At 36.4% G+C, this 25,215-nt stretch carries 23 protein-coding genes; 16 read left to right on the top strand and 7 right to left on the bottom strand.

All coding sequences use genetic code 11. The annotated features are described in order from the left end of the window. The 9 genes from I2F23_RS04905 to I2F23_RS04945 all read left to right on the top strand — a co-directional run. On the top strand, positions 1-1,140 hold a 1,140-nt coding region (locus I2F23_RS04905; RefSeq protein WP_195771452.1), incomplete at its 5' end, for a cytochrome ubiquinol oxidase subunit I. Positions 1,141-1,142: 2 nt separating this feature from the next. Next, positions 1,143-2,147: a cytochrome d ubiquinol oxidase subunit II gene (gene cydB / locus I2F23_RS04910; protein WP_195771511.1), complete on the top strand. Its 1,005-nt coding sequence runs from the start codon at positions 1,143-1,145 to the stop codon at positions 2,145-2,147. 280 nt (positions 2,148-2,427) lie between these two features. After that, positions 2,428-4,104 carry a potassium-transporting ATPase subunit KdpA gene (kdpA, locus tag I2F23_RS04915; protein ID WP_195771453.1) on the top strand — a complete coding sequence of 559 codons (1,677 nt, stop codon included), beginning with the start codon at positions 2,428-2,430 and terminating at the stop codon, positions 4,102-4,104. Positions 4,105-4,115: 11 nt separating this feature from the next. Next, a complete protein-coding gene (gene kdpB / locus I2F23_RS04920) occupies positions 4,116-6,125 on the top strand; it encodes a potassium-transporting ATPase subunit KdpB (RefSeq protein ID WP_195771454.1) in 2,010 nt (669 codons plus the stop codon). Between the two features lie 15 nt (positions 6,126-6,140). Next, positions 6,141-6,752 carry a potassium-transporting ATPase subunit KdpC gene (kdpC, locus tag I2F23_RS04925; RefSeq protein WP_195771455.1) on the top strand — a complete coding sequence of 204 codons (612 nt, stop codon included), beginning with the start codon at positions 6,141-6,143 and terminating at the stop codon, positions 6,750-6,752. Positions 6,753-6,775: 23 nt separating this feature from the next. Continuing rightward, positions 6,776-9,394, top strand: coding sequence for a DUF4118 domain-containing protein (locus I2F23_RS04930; protein ID WP_195771456.1), 2,619 nt, complete (start codon positions 6,776-6,778; stop codon positions 9,392-9,394). A 5-nt stretch (positions 9,395-9,399) separates the two neighbouring features. Then, complete coding sequence (locus tag I2F23_RS04935) at positions 9,400-10,089, top strand: response regulator transcription factor (protein WP_195771512.1); 690 nt, start codon at positions 9,400-9,402, stop codon at positions 10,087-10,089. 175 nt (positions 10,090-10,264) lie between these two features. Continuing rightward, positions 10,265-10,867 (top strand): LemA family protein, encoded by a 603-nt coding sequence (locus I2F23_RS04940; RefSeq protein WP_195771513.1) that lies wholly within the window; start codon positions 10,265-10,267, stop codon positions 10,865-10,867. Between the two features lie 74 nt (positions 10,868-10,941). Further along, positions 10,942-11,856, top strand: a complete 915-nt coding sequence (locus tag I2F23_RS04945) for a TPM domain-containing protein (RefSeq protein ID WP_195771457.1) — start codon at positions 10,942-10,944, stop codon at positions 11,854-11,856. Between the two features lie 73 nt (positions 11,857-11,929). Here the strand turns inward: I2F23_RS04945 and I2F23_RS04950 are convergent, their stop codons facing one another. Then, positions 11,930-12,877, bottom strand: a complete 948-nt coding sequence (locus I2F23_RS04950; RefSeq protein ID WP_195771458.1) for an SMP-30/gluconolactonase/LRE family protein — start codon at positions 12,875-12,877, stop codon at positions 11,930-11,932. Positions 12,878-12,982: 105 nt separating this feature from the next. Then, positions 12,983-14,365: an aminotransferase-like domain-containing protein gene (locus I2F23_RS04955; protein WP_195771459.1), complete on the bottom strand. Its 1,383-nt coding sequence runs from the start codon at positions 14,363-14,365 to the stop codon at positions 12,983-12,985. A 109-nt stretch (positions 14,366-14,474) separates the two neighbouring features. Here I2F23_RS04955 and I2F23_RS04960 point away from each other — a divergent pair, with 109 nt between their 5' ends. From I2F23_RS04960 to rplT, 4 genes are all read left to right on the top strand, one after another. Further along, positions 14,475-15,263, top strand: coding sequence for a sulfite exporter TauE/SafE family protein (locus I2F23_RS04960; RefSeq protein ID WP_195771460.1), 789 nt, complete (start codon positions 14,475-14,477; stop codon positions 15,261-15,263). Between the two features lie 9 nt (positions 15,264-15,272). Then, positions 15,273-16,058, top strand: coding sequence for an SDR family NAD(P)-dependent oxidoreductase (locus I2F23_RS04965; RefSeq protein ID WP_195771461.1), 786 nt, complete (start codon positions 15,273-15,275; stop codon positions 16,056-16,058). Positions 16,059-16,187: 129 nt separating this feature from the next. Further along, on the top strand, positions 16,188-16,382 hold the full coding sequence (rpmI, locus tag I2F23_RS04970) for a 50S ribosomal protein L35 (RefSeq protein WP_001096359.1): 195 nt from the start codon (positions 16,188-16,190) through the stop codon (positions 16,380-16,382). 11 nt (positions 16,383-16,393) lie between these two features. Continuing rightward, positions 16,394-16,753: a 50S ribosomal protein L20 gene (gene rplT / locus I2F23_RS04975; protein ID WP_195771462.1), complete on the top strand. Its 360-nt coding sequence runs from the start codon at positions 16,394-16,396 to the stop codon at positions 16,751-16,753. 44 nt (positions 16,754-16,797) lie between these two features. Here rplT and I2F23_RS04980 read toward each other — a convergent pair whose 3' ends face one another. Beyond that, positions 16,798-17,745: a hypothetical protein gene (locus I2F23_RS04980; protein WP_195771463.1), complete on the bottom strand. Its 948-nt coding sequence runs from the start codon at positions 17,743-17,745 to the stop codon at positions 16,798-16,800. 206 nt (positions 17,746-17,951) lie between these two features. Here I2F23_RS04980 and pheS point away from each other — a divergent pair, with 206 nt between their 5' ends. The 3 genes from pheS to I2F23_RS04995 are packed head-to-tail and all read left to right on the top strand — an operon-like array spanning position 17,952 to position 21,654. Then, a complete protein-coding gene (gene pheS, locus I2F23_RS04985) occupies positions 17,952-18,932 on the top strand; it encodes a phenylalanine--tRNA ligase subunit alpha (RefSeq protein ID WP_195771464.1) in 981 nt (326 codons plus the stop codon). A gap of 50 nt (positions 18,933-18,982) precedes the next feature. Then, positions 18,983-21,364: a phenylalanine--tRNA ligase subunit beta gene (gene pheT / locus I2F23_RS04990; protein ID WP_195771465.1), complete on the top strand. Its 2,382-nt coding sequence runs from the start codon at positions 18,983-18,985 to the stop codon at positions 21,362-21,364. Further along, positions 21,361-21,654: an integration host factor subunit alpha gene (locus I2F23_RS04995; protein ID WP_195771466.1), complete on the top strand. Its 294-nt coding sequence runs from the start codon at positions 21,361-21,363 to the stop codon at positions 21,652-21,654. The genes pheT and I2F23_RS04995 overlap by 4 nt, the downstream gene beginning before the upstream one ends. Positions 21,655-21,688: 34 nt before the next feature. On the opposite strand, the gene I2F23_RS05000 is transcribed toward I2F23_RS04995, so the two are convergent. The 4 genes from I2F23_RS05000 to trxA all read right to left on the bottom strand — a co-directional run bounded on the left by I2F23_RS05000 (position 21,689) and on the right by trxA (position 25,008). Next, positions 21,689-22,279: an HAD-IB family hydrolase gene (locus I2F23_RS05000; RefSeq protein ID WP_195771467.1), complete on the bottom strand. Its 591-nt coding sequence runs from the start codon at positions 22,277-22,279 to the stop codon at positions 21,689-21,691. Between the two features lie 69 nt (positions 22,280-22,348). Further along, the gene (locus I2F23_RS05005; RefSeq protein ID WP_195771468.1) at positions 22,349-22,618 is read right to left on the bottom strand and encodes a hypothetical protein; all 270 of its coding nucleotides are present in this window, start codon (positions 22,616-22,618) and stop codon (positions 22,349-22,351) included. 491 nt (positions 22,619-23,109) lie between these two features. Beyond that, on the bottom strand, positions 23,110-24,372 hold the full coding sequence (gene rho, locus I2F23_RS05010) for a transcription termination factor Rho (RefSeq protein WP_195771469.1): 1,263 nt from the start codon (positions 24,370-24,372) through the stop codon (positions 23,110-23,112). A gap of 312 nt (positions 24,373-24,684) precedes the next feature. Continuing rightward, positions 24,685-25,008, bottom strand: coding sequence for a thioredoxin (gene trxA, locus I2F23_RS05015; RefSeq protein ID WP_195771470.1), 324 nt, complete (start codon positions 25,006-25,008; stop codon positions 24,685-24,687). Between the last annotated feature and the right edge of the window lie 207 nt (positions 25,009-25,215).

Raw genomic sequence — 25,215 nt, forward strand, 5'->3', positions numbered from 1 at the left:
TTATTAACCTATGAAGTACTTAGTGCATTTTTCTTAGAAGCAGGATTCTTAGGAATTATGCTATTTGGTTGGGGGCGTGTAAGTAAAAAAGCACACTTCTTTGCTACCTTAATGGTGGCAATTGGAACATGTATTTCCATGTTTTGGATTTTGTCATCGAATAGTTGGATGCAAACGCCACAAGGTTTTGCTATAGAAAATGGCATTATTGTGCCTACAGACTGGTTTGCGATTGTTTTTAATCCATCATTTCCTTATCGCTTTGCACATATGGCAACGGCTGCATTTTTAGTGTCTTCTTTACTTGTTGTTGGTGTAGCTGCATGGCATTTGCTTAAAGGGCGTCGAGATGAGTTGGTTAAGAAGTCTTTTTCACTAGGACTGTGGATGGTGTTAGTCACCTCTATAGGTCAAGTATTTATTGGCGATCAGCATGGTTTAAATACCCTTAAATATCAACCTGCAAAAATTGCAGCAGTTGAGGGGCATTGGCACACAAATCATGACGAAGGTATGCCTTTACTTCTGTTTGCAATTCCAGATATGCAAAGTGAATCAAATAAGTTTGAAGTAGGTATTCCGAATTTAGGTAGCTTGATTTTGACACATAGCCTAGATGGTACTGTCAAAGGCTTAAAAGAATATCAACCACAAGATCGTCCAAATACACTTATTGTATTTTGGAGCTTTAGGGTGATGGTAGGCTTAGGAATGCTTATGGTTGCATTGTCACTCATAGCACTTTGGCTTAGAAAAAAACAAAGACTGTATACATCACATTGGTTTCATCGATTCGCTACAGTAATGGGACCAACGGGATATATCGCTTTACTTGCAGGTTGGGTTACGACTGAAGTGGGTCGTCAACCGTGGGTTGTCTATGGCGTTATACGTACTCAAGATGGTTTGTCTCATACAGTGTCTGCAGATCAGGTTGGAATTACACTTATTATTTTTGTTCTGGTCTATGCCGTAGTTTTTGGTAGTGGTATTTACTATATGTTGAAAGTCATTAGAAAAGGTCCTGAGATTGTATATTCAGACTTATCTGAGCCAGTGGGTCATGGGCATTTTAAAACACCAATGCGACCATTGAGTGCAGTGGATGATGATTTAGATACAACGAAGAAAGGAGAATAATGATGTTTGATCTTTCTTTAATTTGGGTTGTCATTATTGCCTTTGGTGTATTTACTTATGTTGTACTTGATGGTTTTGATTTGGGAATAGGCATTTTATTTCCTTTTATTAAAGATCATCAAGAACGTGATGTCATGATGAATACTGTTGCTCCAGTATGGGATGGTAATGAGACATGGATGGTTTTAGGTGGTGCGGGGTTATATGCTGCATTTCCATTGGTGTACTCCACAGTATTATCTGCACTATATATGCCTATTATTCTTATGGTCATTGCACTGATTTTTAGAGGCGTTGCATTTGAATTCCGCTTTAAAGCACATAGAACTAAATACTTGTGGGATATTGCATTTATTTGGGGTTCAATTTTTGCTAGTTTCCTTCAAGGGGTAATTTTAGGAGCATATATACAAGGTATTCGAACTGAACATGGTGTGTTTGCTGGAAATGCTTTAGATTGGGTTACACCATTTTCTCTATTTACCGGTGTTGGGGTCGTCGTCATGTATGCTGCTTTAGGCTGTGCTTGGTTAATTTTAAAGACTGAAGCCAGTTTACAGCAGATAATGTATTCGCTTATGCCTAAACTAACATGGGCATTACTGTTTATATTTTTGGCAGTTAGTGTATATACGCCATTACAACATGCCGCAATAGCCACACGTTGGTTTGCGATACCTAATATTTGGTATTTAAGTCCTATACCAATTTTGGTACTGCTTTGTAGCTATTTAATTCTTAAAGCATGTAAAGGCGAGCATGATAAAAAACCATTTATTTATACCTTAGGTTTAGTCTTTCTTGCTTTTATTGGATTTATGGTGAGCTTATATCCATATATTATTCCGCCGTCAATTACAATTTGGGAAGCAGCTTCTCCACGTTCTAGTCAGTTATTTGCTTTGGTTGGGGCAGTTATCCTTATTCCTATTATTATGATCTATACCGCAATGTCTTATTGGGTGTTTAAAGATAAAGTGAGAGTAGGAGATGAGGGATACCATTAAGGAGGTTTATATGAAGAAGTCTTTTAAACATTTTTCATCGACACAATGGTTTATTCTATTATGGCTCTTGGGATTCTTTGCCTTAGCTTTAATTGCGGGTATGTTTAAATTACTTTTATATTTTGCGTACTAGCTTATAAGAAATTGATCAATCTTGGCGAATATTGTCAGGATTGATCAAAAATTTACGTAAATTTTACGCGAAATTATTTTCCTTTATAGAAAATTTACGGGAAGACTTTAGATAATTCAGATCACATTTTTGTAAATGGTATCTGACATGTGGGAAGTTCTTTCCGTATTTGTTGTTTCATTATTGTTGGCATATCCTCTAGGCGGATATCTTGCAACGATTTTGCAAGATCGACCCATGAAAAGTGACAGTGTATTTAAATGGATTGAGAAACCTATTTATGCGCTGATGGGTGTTAAAAATAATGGAATGAATTGGAGGCAATACCTATCTGCTTTTCTCTTAAGCAATGTATGTCTGCTTAGTTTTAGTATTATTATTTTAATGACTCAAGCATGGTTACCATTAAATCCAGACCATGTTCCAAATATGAGTTGGGACTTAGCACTTCATACTTCTATTTCTTTTTTAACCAATACAGATCAACAGCATTATTCAGGCCAAGCACAATTATCATATTTTTCACAAATGACGATGATTACGGGCTTACAATTTCTTTCTCCCTTAATTGGTCTAACCCTTGTTGTTGCCGTCTTACGCGCTTTATTTTTACAATCTAATCATAACAAAAATGAAAAAACATGGGCTTCAATTAATTTAGGAAATTATTGGCGCGATATTGTTAGAGTGCTATTTAGATTTTTATTACCCATAACTTTTGCTTTTTCACTTTTACTTAATAGCCAAGGTGTACCTTCGACATTGTCTGCAGGGCCTACTGTTCAAACTATAGAAAATAATTCACAACATATTCCTCTTGGCCCTGTCGCTGCGATGGTGGCAATCAAACAATTGGGGAGTAATGGTGGTGGTTGGTATGGTCCAAACAGTGCAGCGCCTTTAGAGAACCCAACGCCATTTTCTAATTGGCTCGAAATGGTCGCAATTTTACTTATTCCACTAGCTGTTATTTTTATGGTGGCAAGGTTCGTACAGCGTAAAAAACTGATGTGGATGATTTTTGGCAGTATGTTGTTTATGTCGATTATTTCTACAAGTTTGAGTTTATGGACAGAACAATATTCATTACAACCCAATGATGCTTTATTAGAAGGAAAGGAAGTTCGTTTTGGTGCTGAATCTTCTGCATTGTGGAGTGCATTAACCACACAGGTAAATAATGGCTCTGTAAATATGATGCATGATTCGCAGTCACCTTTAACAGGATTGATCGAGATGTGTAATATGCTGATTAATGCCATTTGGGGTGGCATTGGATGTGGCTTATTACAGTTTCTTATTTACCTGTTCTTGGCTGTATTTATTGCAGGCTTAATGACAGGCAGAACACCTGAAATATTTGGCTATAAAATTGAAACGACAGAAATTAAGTTATTATCTGTGGTTATTTTACTACAGCCTATCGTCATTCTTATGTTAACAGCAATTGCATTGGCGAACCCAGCACTTACAGGGAATTCAAACCCTGCTTTTCATGCAATTTCACAAGTTTTTTATGAGTATACCTCTGCTTATGCAAACAATGGTTCGGGTTTTGCGGGACTAGGAAATAATACCGTATGGTGGAATGTATCTGCCAGTATTGCTTTGCTTGCAGGTCGTTATAGTACCTTAATAGTTCCTTTACTGATTGCTGTAAGCCTTGCATCTAAGCAAAAAGCTCAGGGCAAAGGCACATTAAATATAGAGTCAGTGACCTTTGCGCTCATGCTTATAGGTATTGTCCTTATTCTTACATTGTTGCAATTTATGCCTGTTTTAGTACTAGGCCCAATTGCAGATTTCCTATCTATTCAAGTTTAAGAGGCAAAGATATGAAACATGCGATCAGTTCTAAAGCAAATTTTTTGAATAAAGAGATTGTTCAACATACATTTATTAAATTTTTACCGCAGTACGCATTTAAAAACCCTGTGATGGCATGTGTATGGCTAGGTACAATTCTTACTATTGGGGCAACAATATTTGGTTATAGCCAACTTGGGTTAGGTATTAGTTTAAGCTTTATTCTATTTATTACCATTTGGTTTGCAAATTTTGCAGAAGCAATTGCAGAGGCAAAAGGTCGTGGACAAGCATCTTCTTTAAGACAGGCACGTGAAAATTTATTTGCCTATCGTCTTATCGATGATCAAAGTAAAACTGAAAAAATTGCAGCTCATCTTCTTAAAAAAGATGATGTTGTAATTGTAAAAGCTGGCGAACTCATTCCTGCCGATGGTGAAATTATAGAAGGTTTTGCGACGATTAATGAGTCAGCAGTGACAGGTGAGTCTGCGCCTGTGCTGCGTGAAGCTGGTACAGATAAAACGGGTGTGATTGGTGGAACAAAAGTTTTAACGGACCAAATTATTGTCAAAGTGAGTAATGAGGCTGGCAATAGCTTTTTAGACCGAATGATTGCACTTGTAGAGGGTTCAAGCCGCCAAAAAACACCCAATGAAATTGCTTTGGGTATCTTACTTAATGTCATGACAATAACGTTTATTGCAGTTGTGGTCACACTCCCTTTTATTGGATCAATCGTTCATATTCAAATAAATATTGTACTTTTGGTTGCGCTTCTTGTCTGTCTTATTCCAACTACAATTGGTGGTTTACTTCCTGCAATTGGTATTGCAGGGATGAATAGGGCACTCAAAGTAAATGTTTTAGCCAAATCGGGTAAGGCTGTAGAAGTAGCAGGCGATGTAGATGTACTACTGTTAGATAAAACGGGAACAATTACCTATGGTGATCGTCAAGCAACTGCATTTTATCCACTGACTGGAGTTGCCTCATCGCTTTTAAGACAAGCAGCGATGAGTAGTTCTTTTGCCGACCCAACACCTGAAGGAAAGTCAATTGTGAAACTTGCCCAATCTTTGGGAGAAACGCTTGAGTCTGCCTCAGATGCTGTATTTATTCCATTTAGTGCAGCTACACGTATGTCGGGTGTCGATTTGAAAGATGGTACAAACATTCGTAAAGGTTCACTTGATGCAATTTTAAAATTTACAGCAATGGATATTGCGCAACTGAGTGAATTAAAAATCAAAGTAGATGAAGTTGCATCCAAAGGTGCAACTCCATTGGTCGTGGCATTGAATCAGAGAATATTGGGTGTTATCGAATTGTCTGATGTGATTAAAGAAGGCATCAAGGCAAGGTTTGATCTCTTTAGAGAAATGGGTATAAAAACCATAATGGTTACTGGTGATAATCCACTTACAGCAGCAGCAATTGCAGCAACGGCTGGTGTAGATGACTATATTGCAGAGGCTAGACCTGAAGATAAATTGGCATGTATTCGAGCAGAGCAAAAAAAGGGTCATTTGGTTGCAATGGTTGGAGATGGAACAAATGATGCCCCTGCATTAGCACAAGCAGATATTGGCTTGGCAATGAACTCAGGAACACAAGCTGCAAAAGAAGCAGGAAATATGGTTGATCTTGACTCAGACCCTACTAAATTATTAGATATTGTTGAAATTGGTAAACAGCAATTGATTACACGAGGTGCTCTAACCACGTTCTCACTTGCAAATGACGTTTCAAAATATTTTGTTATTTTACCTGCCTTATTTGCTGTGGCTGTACCTCAATTAAATGTACTTAATTTTCTCAAGCTTTCTAGCCCAACAAGCGCAGTGTTATCAGCACTTATTTTTAATGCCTTGATTATTCCTGCACTAATTCCACTTGCATTACGTGGTGTTAAATTTAAACCTGCGAGCGCACTAAGTTTATTACGCCGTAATATGCTGATTTATGGCGTAGGTGGCGTAATTTTACCTTTTATTGTCATAAAAATGATTGACTTACTTGTAAGTTGTTTCTTATAGAGTTTGGAGAGAAAAATGAATACACATGATATGGCTTTAATCTCTGAAGAGAAACAGCCTGTAATAAGACAAAGTATTGGGTTAATGGTTTTAGGGTTTATTGGAACGGGTCTAATTTATTGTGTTTTACAAACAAATATTGCACAACTGATTTTTCCATTTCAGGCCAATGGGAGTGTTATACAACAGCAGAGTAAAGTAGTTGGTTCGTTGTTAGTTGCTCAAAACTTTCATAACCCTCGTTATTTTCAAGCACGACCGAGTGCAATTAATTATGACCCAATGGCAATGGGAGGAAGTAATTTAGCAATAAGTAATCCCGATCTACTTAAACATATTTCTGAACGTAGACAGCAGTTTGCAAAATTCAATGATGCCGATTTACAGAGTGTACCTTTAGATATGTTAACTGCTTCAGGAAGTGGAATTGATCCTGAAATTTCTCCTGAAAGTGCAGCGTTACAAATAAGTCGAGTAGCAAAACAAAGACATATCGCTATTGATGAAATACAGAAACTGGTGAATGCCTATACCTACGACAAGCAATTTGGTTTTTTAGGCATGCCTCGTGTTAATGTTTTACAGTTAAATCTTGCACTTGATGCCTTGCAACATAATCATTCATAAAGAGCAGACAAGGATGTAGTGTCATGGACATTGATCGTAATGTAAGAGCAGATGCATGGCTATCTCATAGTCAACGTGATGAGCAAGGTCGCCTTACATTATTTCTTGGCGCTGCTCCGGGTGTTGGTAAGACTTATACAATGTTAAGTCGTGCTCATGAGTTAATGGCTCAACAAATTCATATTGCTGTAGGAATTGTGGAAACAGAAGTACTTGTGGCAGGATTAAATGTGATACCCAGAAAGAGAATTTCATACAATGATTATTTCCTAGAGGAAATGGATTTAGATGAGATTTTACGGGTAAAACCACGGATTGTTTTGGTCGATGAGCTTGCACATACTAATGTAAAAACAAGTCGACATGAACATCGCTGGCAGGATGTAAATGAACTTTTAGATGCTGGAATTGACGTTTATAGTACGTTGAATATTCAGCATCTGGAAAGTTTAAATGATGTCATATATAAAATAACGGGTATACGTGTGACAGAGACCGTACCTGACGGTTTCTTTCAACGATTAAAAGACATCCGCTTAGTTGACTTACCAATTTCTGAATTATTAGAACGTTTAAAACAAGGCAAGGTTTACATTCCAGAACAAGCACAATATGCATTAAATGGCTTTTTTAAAGCCAATCATTTAACAGCATTGCGTGACCTTGCTTTACAGTTTGTTGCTGAAAATGTCGATGTTCGTTATAGAGAAAATGGGCAAATCTTAGGAAAAACGGTTCCTATTCAAAGTCATCTGATGTTAATCATGTATGATGGTCATGCATCTGAAGACTTGGTAAGAAGAGCACATCGGCTAGTGCAACATTCTAATACAATGTGGAGTGTGGTTTATATTGGGAGAACCAAAGTAAAAGGTGCTCAATCTTTATTAGTAACAAAAGTTTTAAGTCTAGCAAGACAGCTTGGTGCACAAACACACTATATTTATTCTGATGATGTTCTTTCTAGTATTCTCAATACAGCATATCACCATGGTATTTCTCAAATACTTCTTGAATATCCAGTATCATGGTCTTTAGTTTCATGGAAATATCGAAGGATGGTGCAACAGATTTTATCGAGATCACACCCTTTTGAAGTTACTTTAGTGCAAAATAAACACTCTACAAAAAATACTCAACAGTCTATAAAAAAGATGATCTTTACTTCAAAAATAACTTTAAAAGAAAGTATTGAAAGTGTCATTATTATTGCTTTAGGGGTACTGTGTGCAAGTATTTTAGATCATTATGTGGGTTACAATGATTTAGCAATTATTTTTATTTTAACAGTAATGATGATTGCTGTACGTACACAGATGCTTATGACGATCTTGAGTGTATTTTTATGTTTTATTCTTTATAACTATTTATTTATTGAACCACGATATACCTTACAGATTAGCGCTCACGAAGGTGTTATTACCATATTTTTATTTTTAGGCTGTGCTCTTATTGTCGCTAGGTTGGCGAGTCAACTAAAAGAAAAAATAAGTAGTCTAAAAACTGCAAACTCGATTGCGATGCAACTTCAAGATTTAGAACGTAAACTTTCAAACTGTTTGAGTCTAAATGATGTGATGAGTATTGCAAAAGATCATCTAGAAAGAAATTTACACGTCGATATTTGGATACGTTTCGGAGATTTCTCTCAAACAATAGATGTTTTATCTGAAAAAGAAATTATTGCAGCCGATTGGACACAAAAAAATCTTCAGCCGTGTGGTCGTTTTACAAAAACATTAAACCAATCTGATTGGTGGTTTACACCTCTTCCTTTACAAAAGGAGAGCGGTGTAATTGGTATAAGATATCATTCGCTAAAGAAAAAACTGAGTTTTGAGGAGCATCGCCTGATCGATTTAATGATCGAAGATATTATTCAAACTGCTTCACGAATACAGTTGTCGTTACAGTTAGAAGATGCTCGGGTAACCAATGAAACAGAAAAACTACGCTCAGCATTATTATCATCTGTATCACATGATTTACGTTCGCCGTTGGCAGCGATGATTGGTGCTGCAGATACGCTTCGTTATTTTGGGAAAGATATATCAGAATCTGAGTATATGGAACTGCTTGATATGATTCATAGTGAAGGGGGACGTTTAGATCGTTATATAAAAAATTTATTAGATATGACGCGATTAGGGCATGAGGGGTTAACGCTTGCAAGAACAGAAGTGTCCATTGAAAATGTGATTGATTCTGCAGTCAAACGCTTAATTTCTTATCAAGATGATTTAAAGGTCGAATGCTATATTCCTGCTTCTTTACCTCCAATGAGTATTCATCCTGCTTTAATTGAACAAGCAATTTTTAATGTTTTAGAGAATGCTGCAAAGTTTTCACCTGTAAATGTTCCTATTGTAGTCAAAGCCATTACCTTGCAAGATCGAATACTACAAATAGATATAATTGATGAAGGGCCAGGTATACCTGAAGTAGAAAGAGACGAAATTTTTAGTATGTTTTATACCATGCAACGAGGAGATCGTAATCCGACAGGGACGGGCTTAGGATTAACCATTGTTAAGGGAATTGTAGGTGCGCATATGGGAAAAATTGAGGCCTTATCTGCATTTGAAACGTATGGGACGCTTGTAAGAATACAACTTCCTTTTCATTTAGAAACGAACCATTAGGAAACATTGTGAGTAATCATAAAATTTTAGTCATAGATGATGAGCCTAAAATTAGACGTTTCATAGAAATTGCATTAAATACTCAAAGTTATGATGTGTTCTTAGCTGAAACTGGTTTGAAAGGCATTCAAATTATGATTGAGAAAACACCTGATTTAGTGATTTTAGATCTTGGTTTACCAGATATGGATGGCTATGAAGTATTAAAAGAAATTCGGAAATGGTCAGTTATACCCATTATTGTCTTATCGGCACGACCAGATGAAAATCAAAAAGTCTTATTGTTAGATGCGGGGGCAAATGATTACGTAACGAAACCATTTAATATTCAGGAACTATTTGCACGCATTCGTGTAGCAATAAGAAATAGACCTATTACTATCGATGTACCTCAAGTCTTTAACGATGGGTATCTATATATTAATGTTGCAGAGCATATTGTTAAAATTAATAACATTGTTATCAGTCTTACTAAAAAAGAATTCCAATTATTGGCTTTTCTATTGAAGTCTGAAGGTCAAATTGTAGAACAAGCAGATATTATTCGTGAACTATGGGGAAATACACATACAGAAGATACGCACTATTTAAGAATTCTTACCAAGAAACTTAGAGATAAGATAGGTGATCATGCATCAACACCAAAATACATTACTACCATCTCTGGGGTTGGACTCAGGTTTGAAAAACTGTAGAAAAGGAGTGGTTTCATTCATAAATATCACTTTAATTTTCACGGTAAATAAATATTGAAATTTAAATTAAAATTAATAAAATCATTAGCTTGTTTGTATTTTATAATTATAAAATAAGATTGATTTTACAAATTTCATACAATAGAATCACGTAAATCTTAGTTGCATAATTGGCCTGAACGTGAAATCAAAATCATTGAAACTCTTTAGCATCTTAGCCATGGCTATTTCAGTGACATCTTGTGGATACAATACTATTCAAAAACAAGATGAAGATGTAAATGCCGCTTTATCAGAAGTAAATAATCAATATCAACGTAGAGCAGATTTAATTCCGAATCTGGTAAGTGTTGTAAAGGGTTATGCAACGCATGAACGTGAAACGCTACAATCTGTGATTGAGGCAAGATCGAAGGTTGCAGGCATTAAGGTAGATAAGGGATTGTTGGATAATCCTGAACAGTTTAAGCGTTATCAAGAAGCACAAGATCAACTTTCAGGCTCATTGTCTCGTTTAATGATGATTACTGAAAGTTATCCAAACTTAAAAGCCAATGAAGGTTTTAGAGACTTACAAGCACAATTAGAAGGCACAGAAAATCGGATTACTGTTGCAAGAAACCGCTATATCAAAAGTGTTCAGTCTTACAATACTTTTATTCGCCAATTTCCAACTGTCATTACAGCCAAAATTATTCATGCTGAAGTAAAGCCTAATTTTAGTACGATTACACCAAATTCAGATCGTGCACCTCAGATCTCATTTGATAAGCACTAATGAGTATATAAAGAAAGTCTCTGCTTTTACGCAGGACTTTTTATCTAATAGAGATTGATGGCTGAAAGGTTTCTATGAAATATAGATTATTGTTAGCATGTTTTTTAACATGCTTTTTATTTGTTTTTTCTCATGTCAGAGCAGAAGAAAGTGTAGATTATAAAACGCTTGCACTGAATGAAATTCAGAAAAGTGGTACTCAATCTAGGGTATATGACTTTTCTAAAGTTTTATCTCCACAAGAAGTAATAAGCTTACAGTACAAGATAGACGCATTAAGAAAAATATCTTTAAATGTGGGTATCATTGTCGTACCAAGTACGGGAGAAGAATCTATTTTTGACTTTTCAATAGGAGTTGCTGAAAGGTGGAAATTAGGTAATGCAAAGACAGACAATGGTTTATTAATTGTATTAAGTACTCAAGATAAGAAAATCCAGATTTTAACGGGTAATGGGCTAGAGGGGGATTTACCTGATGCCAAAATTCATAGAATATTAGGAGAAACATCAAGCGAGTTTAAGAATAAAGCGTATTTCAATGGGTTATCCCTTGTTCTAGAAAAAATTAGTTTAGTAATAGATAAAAACTCTACGGTGATGCTAGAGCAAGCGCATGCTTCAAACTCAAACCACAAAATGAGTGATGAAAGTGAGCCAAAGAGTTCGTATTCTATAAAAGACTTTTTACTGTTTATTTTCTTAATATTAATTATATTTATTTCTAATAAAATTAAATATTCAAGAGTTAGCTATAGCTTTAGATTTACCCGTAACGGCATAAAAATAGATCGCAAAACAGAATTGTTCCAACGTAAAAAAGAAAAAAAGTCAGCCATAGATATCGTACTGGGAGTGATTAGTATTTTATCTTCTGCACGTGATCATAATACAAAAAGTGATGGAAGTAATGAGTCTAATTTTGGAGGAGATTTTAGTGGCGGGGGAAGTTCGAATAGCTTTGAATCATCAGAAAATGATAAAAAATAAAAAATTTTCGTCCACTTTATAATTAATAGAACGCTTGCAAGAGGCGCATGAGGCGCCTCTTAAATAGATAGATTTACTTTGCACCGCTGACGTTAACGGCAATTTTATATAATGAGCTTCCACCTGCGACATACATAATTTTCTTGCCATTTGGCAACGTCGTAAATACCATGTTTGCAACAGTGGTTGGGAATTTAAGGCTACCTAAAGCTGTTCCATTTTCTGAAAATACATGGATATACTTTCCACCTGTCACCCAGATGTTTCCTTTATCATCTACAGCAATTCCATCGGGCACGCCTGTGTCAATTTGTGCAAGCATTTTTCCATGGGTTGTTTGTTTATTTGAATCAATATCATAAACAAATAAATGTCTATGTAGCTTCTTATCTTTTTGGTCATGTGCAATTTGAGAGTCAGTTAAATATAATTTCTTCTGATCTGGACTAAATGCAATACCATTAGGTGTTTTTACTTCAGGTGTATTTAGTCGTACAATTTTGTTTGTTTTTGGCGAAAAACGATAACTAAACTCACCACCTTGCACAGGGTTTCCACCATAGCCTTCATCTGCTTTTTTAATCCCAAAAATAGGATCTGTAAACCAAATATCACCGTCTTTATCGACAATGACATCATTAGGACTATTGAGTTTATTTTTCCCATATAGATCGACTAAAACTCTCCAAGAACCATCTGCTTCTAAACGTTCAATAGCACGTTTTCCATGTGAGGCAGCAATGATTCTTCCTTCAGTATCTATGGCATGACCGTTTTGAAATTGAGCAGGCGAGAGCCAAGTGCGAACCCCTGTCTTTTCATTCCATTCTAGAACACGGTTATTCACAATATCACTCCAAAGTACCGTACCATCTTTTAATACGATAGGGCCTTCACTCCATTTTGCTTGGTCTGTAATACGCTCAATTTTCGCATTTGATGGAATAGGAAGTGTCGCTTGTGTAAGAAAACTGACAGAGCAAAGAGCTGATAAAATAAATAACTTTTTAAACTGATACATAGTAGACCTATTGGCTTATTATAGAGAGCAATTTTATCAATTTGCTTTTTGAGGTTAGGGTTATTTTTTGTTGTAAATCTATAGTGTAATCACCATGTTCGTGGTTCATATTTGTATATGTTTTTTAAGTGTTTTAAAAATATGAGGTTCTAAAGATTGTGCGACATTAAACCGCATGAATTGATCTGCATGTTTTGAGTGGCTAAAGGCTGTACCTGCTGCAAGAATTAAATGATCTTTACGGCAGTTTTCAGTTAATGCAGTCGCACTTACATTTTCAGGAAGCTGACACCATAGAAACATTCCATTTTTAGGAATCGTCCACGGAACAATTTCAAGTTGTTTTAATTCTTGAATGACAAAAGCACGTGCATGGCTGAGTCTTTGATTGATATATTCAAAATGGCGTCTGTATTGAGTATCTTTCAAAGCTTGATGTACCAAAACACTACTAAGTTGATTGCAATTAAAATTAGTTGCGATTTTAACTTGTGTCAGACGTTTTATATATTGAGTCTCTGCTGCAATATAGCCACATCTAAAAGAGGATGAAAGGGATTTAGAAAAACTACTAATTTGAATTACATTCTCAAAATTAGATAAAGAAGCATATCGTGGAGATGGAATTATTTCGAAATCACTATAAATATCATCTTCAATAATAATTACATTTGCTTCTTCTGCCATTTTTAATACTTTGTAGGCTGTACTAATGTTAAGTGATGCGCCTGTTGGATTGTGTATCCCAGAATTGGTAATGTACATTTTAGGCGAGTGTTTTAAGGCTTCTTTGAAATAATTTAAGTCAGGCCCCTGAGGGGTAAAAGGAATAGCAATAATTTGAAGCTTTAATAAATTAAATAATGTAAAAAAATTAAAATAGCATGGATCATCTACAAGAATCGTATCGCCTACATTTAGATGTGCTCTACAAATAATATCTAATGCTTGGGTGCTACTTTCTGTAAGTAAAATCTGGTCATGATGAATAGACGTACCATAATAATTGATGCGTTGAGCTATCACTTCTCTTAAAGGCTCATAGCCAAGTACAGTGCTGTAGGTAAGTAACTCTTTGGCGGGTTTATTGCTCAGTTCTTTAAGCGACTTTCTTACAATTGATTCAGGCATCCAACTGGTAGGCAACCAACCACACCCAGGTTTTAAGTGATCATCGGACGCAATTAAAGATTGATGTGCGATCCAGAAGGGATCTGTTTGCATTTTATATTGTGATGAAAGGTCTATTTTATGGTTGGTATATGGCATTTGCTTAACAAAGTATCCAGAGCCATGTCGAACTTCAATTTTATTTTCTACAACCAATCTCTCATAAGCCTCAAGTACTGTAGATACAGAAAAATTAAGTGATTTTGCCAATTTTCTTAATGAGGGAAGTTGGCCACCGGGGAGTATTTCATGGCTTTCGATACGTGCTTCAATAAGTTGAATAACTTGCTGAATCTTTGTAGTTTGTTTTTTTACCATAACAGTTGCAACTTAACACCCAAACAGTTCTTTTTGATTGTATTGGGCTGATACTCCTTTTACTAGAGATATTTTGAGATAAAAGAAGAAAATAGTTTAGGGTAGTGATGTGGTATTTATTGAAGATAGCTTGCTGGCACAAAGCCTTATATTGGGTATATTATTTTTAACATTTATTTCTTTTTTAGCAGGATATATTGACTCCATTGCAGGCGGAGCGGGGCTTGTACTTATTCCTGCTTTTATAGTGAGTGGTATTCCGCCACATGTCGCACTTGGTCAGGAAAAACTTGTCAGCACTGTAGGTACACTTGCAGCCATTAAAAATTTTGCTAAAAGTGATTCCATTATATGGAGAATTATACCCCTTGGAGCAGTAACTGCACTTGTAGGTGCATATATTGGTGCAAAGTTAATTATTAGACTTCCTTTAGAAATTTTAACCTATCTTATTATCTGTCTTTTACCAATTGGGTTAATCATGACTTTATTAAAAAGTCGTTTAGCTCGTATGGATAATCAACATCAGAATATATCGATCTCTAAATTATTATTAATGACGGTTTGTTTCTTCGTCGGTTTCTATGATGGTTTTTTCGGTCCAGGTACGGGTAGCCTCTTTATAATTGCGTTATTTTTAATAAATAAGCTTCCACTACTACAGGCAACCGCAACATCAAAAATATTTAATTTTACTTCCAATATTGGTGCTTTTATTAGTTTTTTTATCGCTGGGAAAATGTGGATTATGATTGGAATACCGATGATTTTTGCCAGTTTCTTAGGGAATCACCTGGGAAGTAAATATGCAATAAAGACACAAGGACAAGCTGTTAAAAAAGTTCTCATTATTACAGTTATGTTCATGATAACTACTTTAATTTTTCAAATAAGATAAGGAATAGCCATGTTAATTATTGTTACAGGTGCGTCATCAGGATTTGGTTATCATATTTCAAAACAACTTATTCAGCACGGACATCGTGTAATAGGAATTGCAAGAAGAGTAGAGCACCTCCAGCATTTGCAACAAGAGTTAGGACGTGATTTTTTTTCATTGGCTTTAGACCTTTCACAGCCATATGTATATCTTGAAGAGAAATTTAAGTCTATTCCTGAGCGCTTTGTTTTGGAAAATGTCGATGTTTTAATTAATAATGCGGGTTTAGCACTCGGTTTAGAGCGTGCCGATAACGCACAAATAGACGATTGGAATCAGATGGTCGATGTAAATATTAAAGGCGTATTGGCCATGACTAAACTGGTACTTCCATTTATGGTAAAAAAGAAATCTGGCTATATCATTAATATGGGTTCTATCGCAGGAAGTTATCCCTATCCTGGAGGGCATGTATATGGTGCAACCAAAGCATTTATTAAGCAGTTTAGTCTTAATTTAAGAGCAGATCTGGCTGGAATGGGTATTCGTGTATCGAATGTGGAGCCAGGTTTGTCAGCTGGAACAGAATTTTCGTATGTGCGTTTTCGTGGGGATACAGAGCGAGTAAAAGCACTATATGAAGAAGTAGATGCTATTCAACCTGAAGATATTGCAAATACTGTATTGTGGTTAATTTCACAGCCCAAACATATAAATATTAATCGTATTGAGATCATGCCAATTTCACAGTCATCTTCTGCGTTAGATGTAGTAAAAGGTTCTGTATATGCAGATAAATTTGTGAGTCCTTGATGAATGTATTCAAACGAATAACAAATTTGCTTTCGTTTTAAGCAAAGATAATATAAAATACGCGCTTCCTTACCTGCAGGCTACTTACATGGTGTAAGCAAGCTAAACAGGTGTCCAAAAGAGGTTACTATGGCTAAGCTAAAAACTCGCCGTGGTGCAGCTAAACGTTTTAAAGCGACTGCAAACGGTTTCAAGCGTAAACAAGCGTTCAAACGCCACATTTTGACCAAAAAATCTGCTAAGCGTATCCGTCAATTACGCGGCTGTGTAATGGTTCACGTTAGTGACGTTGCTTCAGTTCGTCGTATGTGCCCATACATTTAAGGAGATTATAAATGGCTCGTGTAAAACGTGGTGTAGTGGCGCATCGTCGTCACAAGAAAATTCTTGCTCGTGCTAAAGGTTACTATGGTGCTCGTTCACGCGTTTATCGCGTAGCGTTCCAAGCAGTAATCAAAGCAGGACAATATGCTTACCGTGACCGTCGTCAGAAAAAACGTCAATTCCGTGCTTTATGGATTGCGCGTATTAACGCTGGTGCACGTCAAAACGGTTTATCATACAGCCGTATGATTGCTGGCTTGAAAAAAGCACAAGTGATTGTTGACCGTCGTGTATTAGCTGACATCGCTATGCATGATTCAGTTGCATTCGCTGCTTTAGCTGAAAAGGCTAAAACTGCTCTAGCTGCATAAGTTTAGAGATTCTAAAAAGACCGCTTTTTGCGGTCTTTTTTTATTTAAAATCCAAAATAATAAACCAGTGCACCAATAATAATTGTAATTAAAATAAGTGCTATCACACTTTTAGTAGAAGCACTTGGTTTGTGCTCTGGGCTTGAGTTCTCGTTATGATCAAAAGGTGAGTTACCTAAAATAACTTTACGTTTTGCTTCCTTGTAATGGTTTGCTGTTTTCACAATAAGTTTTGAAAACAATTCATCTACTTTTTGCGAGAAGGATTGCATTTCCGCTGTTAAGCTATTTGATTCTTTTCTGTGCTTTTCAATCTGTTGATCTAATTGCTCAAGTTTAAAAAGAAACTCATGTGAAATTTCTGCGTGGTAATCTTGAGGTAAAAGAGACTGACTTTCGGGATTAGATGTTCCCGTATAATAAGCGGTATTTAGTTCATTTACCGTAAAGTTTGTAATATAGGACTGATTGAAAATCTCTTTTTCAAGGTAGTCGCTAATATTGTCCCAGTTTGGACGGTTTAAGTCTAAATTAACCTGTTTAATAACTTGTTGTGGTAACTCAAAATCCCACATTGTCATAACTTTACTTTTTAATTGCTGTGCTGTTGGGACCTCATATTCGTTATCTGCGGTATACCATTCGGCAAGCTCTTGACCAAAAAGCCAAGCTACTTTCTTTTGGGCACTGTGAGCAACAATAAAATGTGAAAATTGCAATAGCTCAATGTTTGGATTTGGGTTAGTACCCTCTTTTAATAAACTGGCTTCATGTAAACTCAGCTGTGTAACGCCTTGAGCTTTTAAATTTTCTAGCCAAATTTGAAAATGCTGTGCAAGTAAATGTTGTGTTTGTAAACTTCGAAATTGCAGTAGAACATTTTGAAAAATGTCATGGTTTACCCAAGTATTAAAGCTCAATTGATTTTTCAGAAACTCATTTCCATAAGTCACAAGTACGAGCTGTTGTTTCCAAATTGGATCTAAAGCCATAATTATTCTCTATAGTGTGCAAGTAGGGGATAAATAGTTTTGATTTTTAGATGAAATACGATCTTTTATAACTACGATTTTAACATTTTTCATAGGTACGGGTGTAGGGAAATTTTACTTACTGTGAAAACTTCATTAAGTCTATGAAAAGCTGTTAGAATAGCAAAATAATTTTTCTAATTTTTATAGATGCTTTGAGAGTAATTATGTCACTGGAAGCTTTGACCAATGAAGCACTGAGCGCAATCGCAGCCGCTCAAGACCTTGCAACCTTAGACCAAGCCCGAGTGCAATTTACTGGGAAAAAGAGTCAGCTTGCTGAGCAGTCAAAATCTTTGGGTAAAATGGATCCTGAACAACGTAAAGTTGAGGGTGCAAAAATTCATGCTGTGCGTGAAGCAATTAATAAGGCACTCACCGAAAGACAGCAAGTATTACAACAACAAGCGCTAGAAGCAAAACTAGCGAGTGAAACAATTGATATTACATTGCCGGGTCGTGGCCAGCAAATGGGTAGTATTCACCCTGTGACTCAGGTACAAGAGCGTATTTGCCAATTCTTTACTAAAGCTGGATTTACTGTGGAAACAGGCCCTGAAGTTGAAGACGATTACCATAATTTTGAAGCACTGAATATTCCGGGACACCATCCTGCACGTGCAATGCACGATACATTTTATTTCGATGCCAACCATTTGTTACGTACGCATACTTCAGGTGTGCAAATTCGTACAATGGAAAAACGTCAACCACCGATTCGTATTGTATGTCCAGGGCGTGTTTATCGTTGTGACTCAGACCAAACACACTCACCGATGTTTCATCAAATCGAAGGTTTGTATGTTGCAGAGAAGACGAGTTTTGCTGAGTTAAAAGGTTTATTGGTAAATTTACTTCAGGCCTTCTTTGAAAAAGAATTAAAAGTAAGATTTCGTCCATCATACTTCCCATTTACAGAGCCAAGTGCAGAAGTGGATATTATGGATGAGCGTGGTAAATGGCTTGAAGTACTCGGTTGTGGCATGGTACATCCAAATGTATTGAGTGCTGCTGGTATTGATCCTGAGAAATATACAGGTTTTGCTTTTGGTCTAGGTGTAGAGCGCTTCGCAATGTTGCGTTATGGCATTAATGATTTACGTATGTTCTATCAAAATGACGTGCGTTTCTTGCGCCAATTTGCTTAGTTCAATCGATATTCAAAATAGATCCAAAAAGTTTTAAGGTTATATATCAAATGAAAATTAGTGAAAATTGGTTGCGTACGTGGGTTAACCCTGCAATTGATAGCGCAACACTTGCAAATCAATTGACCATGCTTGGTCTAGAGGTCGATGAAATTGCACCTGTAGCAAAACTATTTACTGGTGTTGTTATTGGTGAAGTGCTTACAGTTGAGCAGCATCCTGATGCAGATCGCCTGCGTGTAACGACGGTTAATATAGGTGAAGGTGAGCCCTTACAAATTGTTTGTGGTGCACCGAATGTGCGTGTTGGATTGCGTGTGCCTGTTGCAACTGTTGGCGCTGTATTACCAGGCGATTTTAAAATTAAAAAAGGTAAGCTACGTGGTGTTGCCTCACATGGCATGCTATGTGGTGCTTCGGAAATTGATTTAGAAGATCAGATAGATGGTTTATTAGAATTGCCGAATGATGCACCGATTGGTGTAAATATTCGTGAGTATCTAGAACTTGATGATCAAGTGATTGATATCTCTATTACACCGAACCGTGGTGATTGTTTTAGCGTTCGAGGTATTGCTCGCGAAATTGCTGTAATTAATCAGTTAAGTATTCATGAACCTCAAATAGAAGATGTTCACAGTACTCTTCAAGAAACAAAGCAAGTCCATTTAAACACTGAAGGTGTGCCACGCTATTTAGGGCGTATCGTGCGTAATGTAAATACGCAAGCGAAAACACCAGTATGGATGGAAAAAGCCTTATCTCGTTCAGGTATTCGTTTACATAGTTTTTTGGTTGATGTGACGAATTATGTATTACTTGAATTAGGTCAACCTATGCATGCTTTTGACTTGGCAAAACTAGAAGGTGATATTCAGGTTCGTCAAGCAACAAAAGATGAAAAACTTAAGCTCTTAAATGAACAGGAAGTAGTATTAACCGACGATATCATGGTCGTTGCAGATGATGCTAAAGCACTTGCAATTGCAGGAATTATGGGTGGCCTTGCATCGAGTGTAACAGATGAAACTACTGATATTTTCTTAGAAAGTGCTTTCTTTGCACCGTTGGCTGTAGCAGGGCGTGCACGTCGCTATGGTCTACATACTGACTCTTCTCAGCGTTTTGAACGTGGTGTAGATTTTGAACTTCCACTAAAAGCACTTCAACGTGTTTCTGCTTTAATTGCAGACATTGCTGGTGGTGAGTTCGGTCCTATCGTTCAAACTGAACAACGTGAATACCTTCCACAAAGAAATACAATTCAGTTGAACAAAGGTCAAGTCGAGCGCTTACTAGGTTATGGTATTGAGTCATCCTTTATTGCTGATGCTCTAGAGCGTCTAGGTTGCAAAGTCACAGAGACGGCTACAGATGAATGGTCAGTAGTACCACCATCGCATCGTTTTGATATGGTCATTTATCAGGATCTTATTGAAGAAATTGTACGTATTCATGGTTACGATAATATTCAAATCAAATTGCCGCAAATAGATGTCGCTTTATCTCACTATAAAGATCAGTTTGAAGTTTCTCAATTACGTCAAACGATTGCAACTTTGGGATATCAAGAAGCTATTAGTTTTAGTTTCTCAGATGCTAAATTAGAAAAACAATTAAATTCTGCTGTGAAACCACTCATGTTGGCCAACCCAATATCAAGTGATTTGGCAGCGATGCGTAGTACTTTACTGTCGAGTTTAATTCCGTGTGTTCAATATAATTTAAATCGTCAGCAAAGCCGTGTACGTTTCTTCGAGTTGGGTTTGCGTTTCGATTATCAAACAGCATCGAACTTAGATGAATTAAAGCAGATTCCAACAGTTGCAATGATTGCTGTCGGTTCTCGTGTGCCTGAACAATGGCATGCAAAAACACAAGACATGGACTTCTTTGACTTTAAAGGTGAGATTGAAGAGGTTATTGCTGCAAGTCGTTTAAATGTTGAATACATTCGTTCAGAGCGTGAATGGTTGCATCCTGGTCAGTCTGCTGAAGTTATTGTAAACGGTCAATCGATTGGTTATTTGGGACGTTTACATCCATCTTTTGAATCTTCACTAGATTTAGGTGTAACTTGGGTAGCAGAACTTGATCAAAATGTCATTTTGCAATCTTATGTATCTAATTTTACAGAATTATCACGTTTTCCGTCGGTTAGACGTGATATTGCGCTTTTAATTGATGATAAGATAAGTGTAAAAGAAATTCAGCAGTTGATTGAGAAAACTGGTGGAGAGCTTCTCGACTCAACATGGTTGTTTGATGTATATACTGGACAAGGTGTTGAGGGTGGTAAACGTTCACTTGCGTTTGCACTATTGTGGCAGCATCCATCACGTACTTTAGAGGATGCTGAAATTAAAGCAGGTATGGATCAAATAATCGAAGTGCTGGAAAGCACATATCAAGCAACATTGAGGGCCTCATGACAGCATTAACAAAAGCAGAAATGGCTGATCATTTAAGCGAGCTTACAGCACTAAACCGCCGTGAAGCTAAGCAAATGGTTGAATTATTTTTTGAAGAAATTAGTCAATCACTCATTGCAGGGGAACAGGTAAAATTATCTGGTTTTGGAAACTTTGAGTTGCGTGATAAGCGCCAACGTCCTGGCCGCAACCCAAAAACAGGCGAAGAAATTCCAATTTCTGCGCGCCGTGTAGTGACCTTTAGAGCAGGTCAGAAATTTAGACAGCGTGTCGGTACAGAGCAAGATTAATTGTAAAAAAGCCTTCATATAATGAAGGCTTTTTTTATACCTGTTGCCATTGGTAAAATTTGATATCTGCGAGTGCTAGCATTGCATGATCATTTGGCGAATCACCATAAGCATAGATTTTATTATAATCGGTCAACTCATACTGCTGTTGAATACGATTTGCCTTTTCAATTCCACCGCAATCTCCATGACGGAGATGACCTGTATACAAATCATGAGTACTTTCTAACTCATTGCAGATGAGATCTAAACCATACTGTTGACACCATGGTTTTAAATAAATATCTAAAGAGGAAGAAACAACAACGACACGGTCACCTTGTGATAGATGCCATTGAATCTGCTCTAATGCATTTGAGCGTATAATCTTGTTTAAATAGTTAATTGCAAAATCATTTCCAATCTTTATTAATTTATCTTTTGGATAGTTTTTAAAAGCTGTATGACAGAGTTTCGTACGGAATGTACGATCTGTAATATATTTAAGCTTATATCCAATAAAGTAAGGACTAAGTTTGACGATGTAAAAGTATTTTTGAATAGGATTTACTGTCAAAGTTAGAAAGGGACCAAAACTGTCTTTATGTGTAATGGTTTCATCGAAGTCAAATAAGGCTAAATTCATTATTTTATTTTTTATATAATAAAAAAGAGAGCAAATGCTCTCTTTTTGTATAATTCAAAGTAATTTGAATTATTGAGCAGCTTGAGACGCAGCAGGAGCAGCATCAGTTGCTTGAGCAACAGAAGCAGCAGCGTCAGACGCAGCAACAGTAGCTTCAGAAGCAGCAGTAGTTGCTTGAGCAGCAGCATCAGATGCAGCAGCAGTAGCTTCAGATGCAGCAGAAGCAGCTTCAGATGCAGCAGCAGATGCGTCAGCAGCAGGAGCTTCTTTCTTAGCACAACCAACGAAAGCTAAAGTTGTAGCTACAGCAGCTACGATAGCGAATTTTTTGAATAACATGGCATCACTCTCATAAAATAATAGAGAAAAAAAACCAACGCTAACTTGTTTAAGCTTTTATTATCCCTATACGTTTTCGATAGGTAACAACGCACGGAGCAAGTTAACTGGCATGCGTGTATGCTATCACTGAGTTTATGGAATTACTACTAGGTATATTTAAAAAAAACGAAAAAATGATCATTTTTTGTTTGTTTTTTAACAGAAAATAACAATCAATAATGAAGAGTATATTGGAGTAATTGTCGATTAAGTTACTTAAAAATAGGTGGTTTTTCGATTATTAAAAAAGTATATATTTATATCTGATAAGTGCATCACAATCGCAGAATATACTTTGTTATTTTATGTAAAAACAAATCTTGATCTATAAATTTTAATTAAGTAATTACAAGCACTTGAGATATTTATTAAAGAAATATAAAAAAAGCCCCACAAGTTTGTGAGGCAATTTTCATTTTAATTTTATATGTGTGAATTTAAACAAATTTCTACTGTTTTCTCTTCATTTGTTCAAAGAAGTCATCATTTGTTTTGGTTTCTTTCATTCGGTCAAGTAAGAACTCAATTGCATTGAGTTCATCCATAGGATGTAAAAGTTTACGTAAGATCCAAACTTTACGTAAGCTATCTTCACCCATAAGACGCTCTTCACGACGAGTACCTGATTTTTTCATATTCATTGCAGGGAATACACGTTTTTCAGCTATACGACGGTCTAGAGTAATCTCTTGGTTACCTGTACCTTTAAATTCTTCGTAAATGACTTCATCCATTTTACTGCCAGTTTCAATAAGAGCAGTAGAAATAATTGTCAGTGAGCCACCTTCTTCAATATTACGTGCAGCACCAAAGAAACGTTTTGGTCGTTCTAGTGCATGTGCATCTACACCACCTGTAAGTACTTTACCTGATGACGGAATAACTGTGTTATATGCACGTGCAAGACGAGTAATAGAGTCAAGCAAAATAACAACATCTTTTTTATGTTCTACAAGACGTTTAGCTTTCTCGATAACCATTTCGGCAACTTGAACATGACGTGCAGGTGATTCATCAAATGTTGATGCAACAACTTCACCACGAACAGTACGCTCCATTTCTGTTACTTCTTCAGGACGTTCATCAATAAGAAGGACAATGAGGAAAACTTCAGGGTTATTGCGAACAATAGACTGTGCCATGTTTTGTAAGAGCATTGTTTTACCAGCTTTTGGCGGTGCAACAATGATAGAACGTTGGCCTTTACCAATTGGCGCAATGAGATCGACAACACGTGCTGTTAGGTCTTCACTTGAACCATTACCTAATTCCATAATGAGTTGTTCTGTAGGGAACAGTGGCGTTAGGTTCTCAAATAAAATTTTGTTACGTGAGTTTTCTGGTGTGTCGTAATTAATTTGGTTAACTTTTAATAATGCAAAGTAGCGTTCACCTTCTTTTGGTGGACGAATGGTTCCCGCAATGGTATCGCCTGTGCGTAAGTTAAAGCGACGAATTTGAGATGGACTGACATAAATATCATCAGGTCCGGCAAGGTATGATCCTGCTGCTGAACGCAAAAAGCCGAAGCCGTCAGAAAGGATCTCTAAAACACCATCGCCAAAAATCTCTTCGCCATTCATTGCATGGCGTTTTAAAATAGCAAAAATAATATCTTGTTTACGGTTACGTGCCATCCCCTCAAGGCCCATGAACTCTGCAATTTTAATGAGTTCGCCAATCGGTTTTTTCTTGAGTTCAGTTAAATTCATATGTGGTTCAATATAGATAAGAACATCGGAGTCAAAAAGAGAATAGATTTAAGATTCGACCAAATGTACAAAGCATTGAGCAGTTTCTTTTGCACAATACAAACGCAGAAATCTGGTTAATTGTTTTGAAGATAAAAGTAAACAATTGCTTTGCCGAACGGCGATCTTATGTGTTGTATCTTTTCAGAAAAAGTGTAGCTGAGTTTTGCTGCATATTTCTTGGTTTTAAAATATAAGTGACTGACGGTTAATTGTCAATTTTTTAGAAAGAAAATACGCCAAATTTATGACGTATCTTCTTATTATGAGGTTTTAAACGTTTTCATCAATAAATGAAACAAGTTTAGAGCGTGGTACAGCACCGACTTGTTGAGCCACAACTTCACCATCTTTGAATAAAAGAAGGGCAGGAATATTGCGGATGTTGTAGTTCACTGCAGTCTCTTCACAGTTAGTGACATCAACTTTTACAATTTTAACTTTACCATCATACTCGCGAGACAAATCTTCTAAAACAGGTGCAATTGCTTTACATGGACCACACCATGCTGCCCAGAAGTCGACCAGTACAGGTGTTTCAGATTCTAAGACGTCTGCTTTAAAGTCTGCATCTGTTGTGTTTACAAGGTTTGACATTGAATGACTCCAAATTAGTTTTATTACTGTGGTTGTATATAAGTATTGCACAGCAATTTTCAAGCGTATAGCTATTTAAAAGAACTTTAATCATGTCTATACAGATTGTCTAACAGAGATTAACGATATCTTTTATTGTTCCCAACAATTGAATAAATCATAAAAAACACGATTTTGAATCGTAAAAGCACTTTTCAATCTAAAGAG

This window comes from Acinetobacter pollinis, assembly GCF_015627175.1.
GTDB lineage: Bacteria > Pseudomonadota > Gammaproteobacteria > Pseudomonadales > Moraxellaceae > Acinetobacter > Acinetobacter pollinis.

Bases quoted from the DNA above. Each gene is read 5' to 3' on its own strand.
- rpmI (WP_001096359.1), top strand. From the start codon at position 16,188: ATGGCTAAGCTAAAAACTCGCCGTGGTGCAGCTAAACGTTTTAAAGCG.
- I2F23_RS04965 (WP_195771461.1), top strand. From the start codon at position 15,273: ATGTTAATTATTGTTACAGGTGCGTCATCAGGATTTGGTTATCATATT.
- kdpC (WP_195771455.1), top strand. From the start codon at position 6,141: ATGAATACACATGATATGGCTTTAATCTCTGAAGAGAAACAGCCTGTA.
- kdpA (WP_195771453.1), top strand. From the start codon at position 2,428: ATGTGGGAAGTTCTTTCCGTATTTGTTGTTTCATTATTGTTGGCATAT.
- trxA (WP_195771470.1), bottom strand. From the start codon at position 25,008: ATGTCAAACCTTGTAAACACAACAGATGCAGACTTTAAAGCAGACGTC.
- rho (WP_195771469.1), bottom strand. From the start codon at position 24,372: ATGAATTTAACTGAACTCAAGAAAAAACCGATTGGCGAACTCATTAAA.
- I2F23_RS04995 (WP_195771466.1), top strand. From the start codon at position 21,361: ATGACAGCATTAACAAAAGCAGAAATGGCTGATCATTTAAGCGAGCTT.
- pheS (WP_195771464.1), top strand. From the start codon at position 17,952: ATGTCACTGGAAGCTTTGACCAATGAAGCACTGAGCGCAATCGCAGCC.
- I2F23_RS04955 (WP_195771459.1), bottom strand. From the start codon at position 14,365: ATGGTAAAAAAACAAACTACAAAGATTCAGCAAGTTATTCAACTTATT.
- rplT (WP_195771462.1), top strand. From the start codon at position 16,394: ATGGCTCGTGTAAAACGTGGTGTAGTGGCGCATCGTCGTCACAAGAAA.
- I2F23_RS04945 (WP_195771457.1), top strand. From the start codon at position 10,942: ATGAAATATAGATTATTGTTAGCATGTTTTTTAACATGCTTTTTATTT.
- I2F23_RS04980 (WP_195771463.1), bottom strand. From the start codon at position 17,745: ATGGCTTTAGATCCAATTTGGAAACAACAGCTCGTACTTGTGACTTAT.
- pheT (WP_195771465.1), top strand. From the start codon at position 18,983: ATGAAAATTAGTGAAAATTGGTTGCGTACGTGGGTTAACCCTGCAATT.
- I2F23_RS05005 (WP_195771468.1), bottom strand. From the start codon at position 22,618: ATGTTATTCAAAAAATTCGCTATCGTAGCTGCTGTAGCTACAACTTTA.
- I2F23_RS04930 (WP_195771456.1), top strand. From the start codon at position 6,776: ATGGACATTGATCGTAATGTAAGAGCAGATGCATGGCTATCTCATAGT.
- I2F23_RS05000 (WP_195771467.1), bottom strand. From the start codon at position 22,279: ATGAATTTAGCCTTATTTGACTTCGATGAAACCATTACACATAAAGAC.
- cydB (WP_195771511.1), top strand. From the start codon at position 1,143: ATGTTTGATCTTTCTTTAATTTGGGTTGTCATTATTGCCTTTGGTGTA.
- I2F23_RS04950 (WP_195771458.1), bottom strand. From the start codon at position 12,877: ATGTATCAGTTTAAAAAGTTATTTATTTTATCAGCTCTTTGCTCTGTC.
- kdpB (WP_195771454.1), top strand. From the start codon at position 4,116: ATGAAACATGCGATCAGTTCTAAAGCAAATTTTTTGAATAAAGAGATT.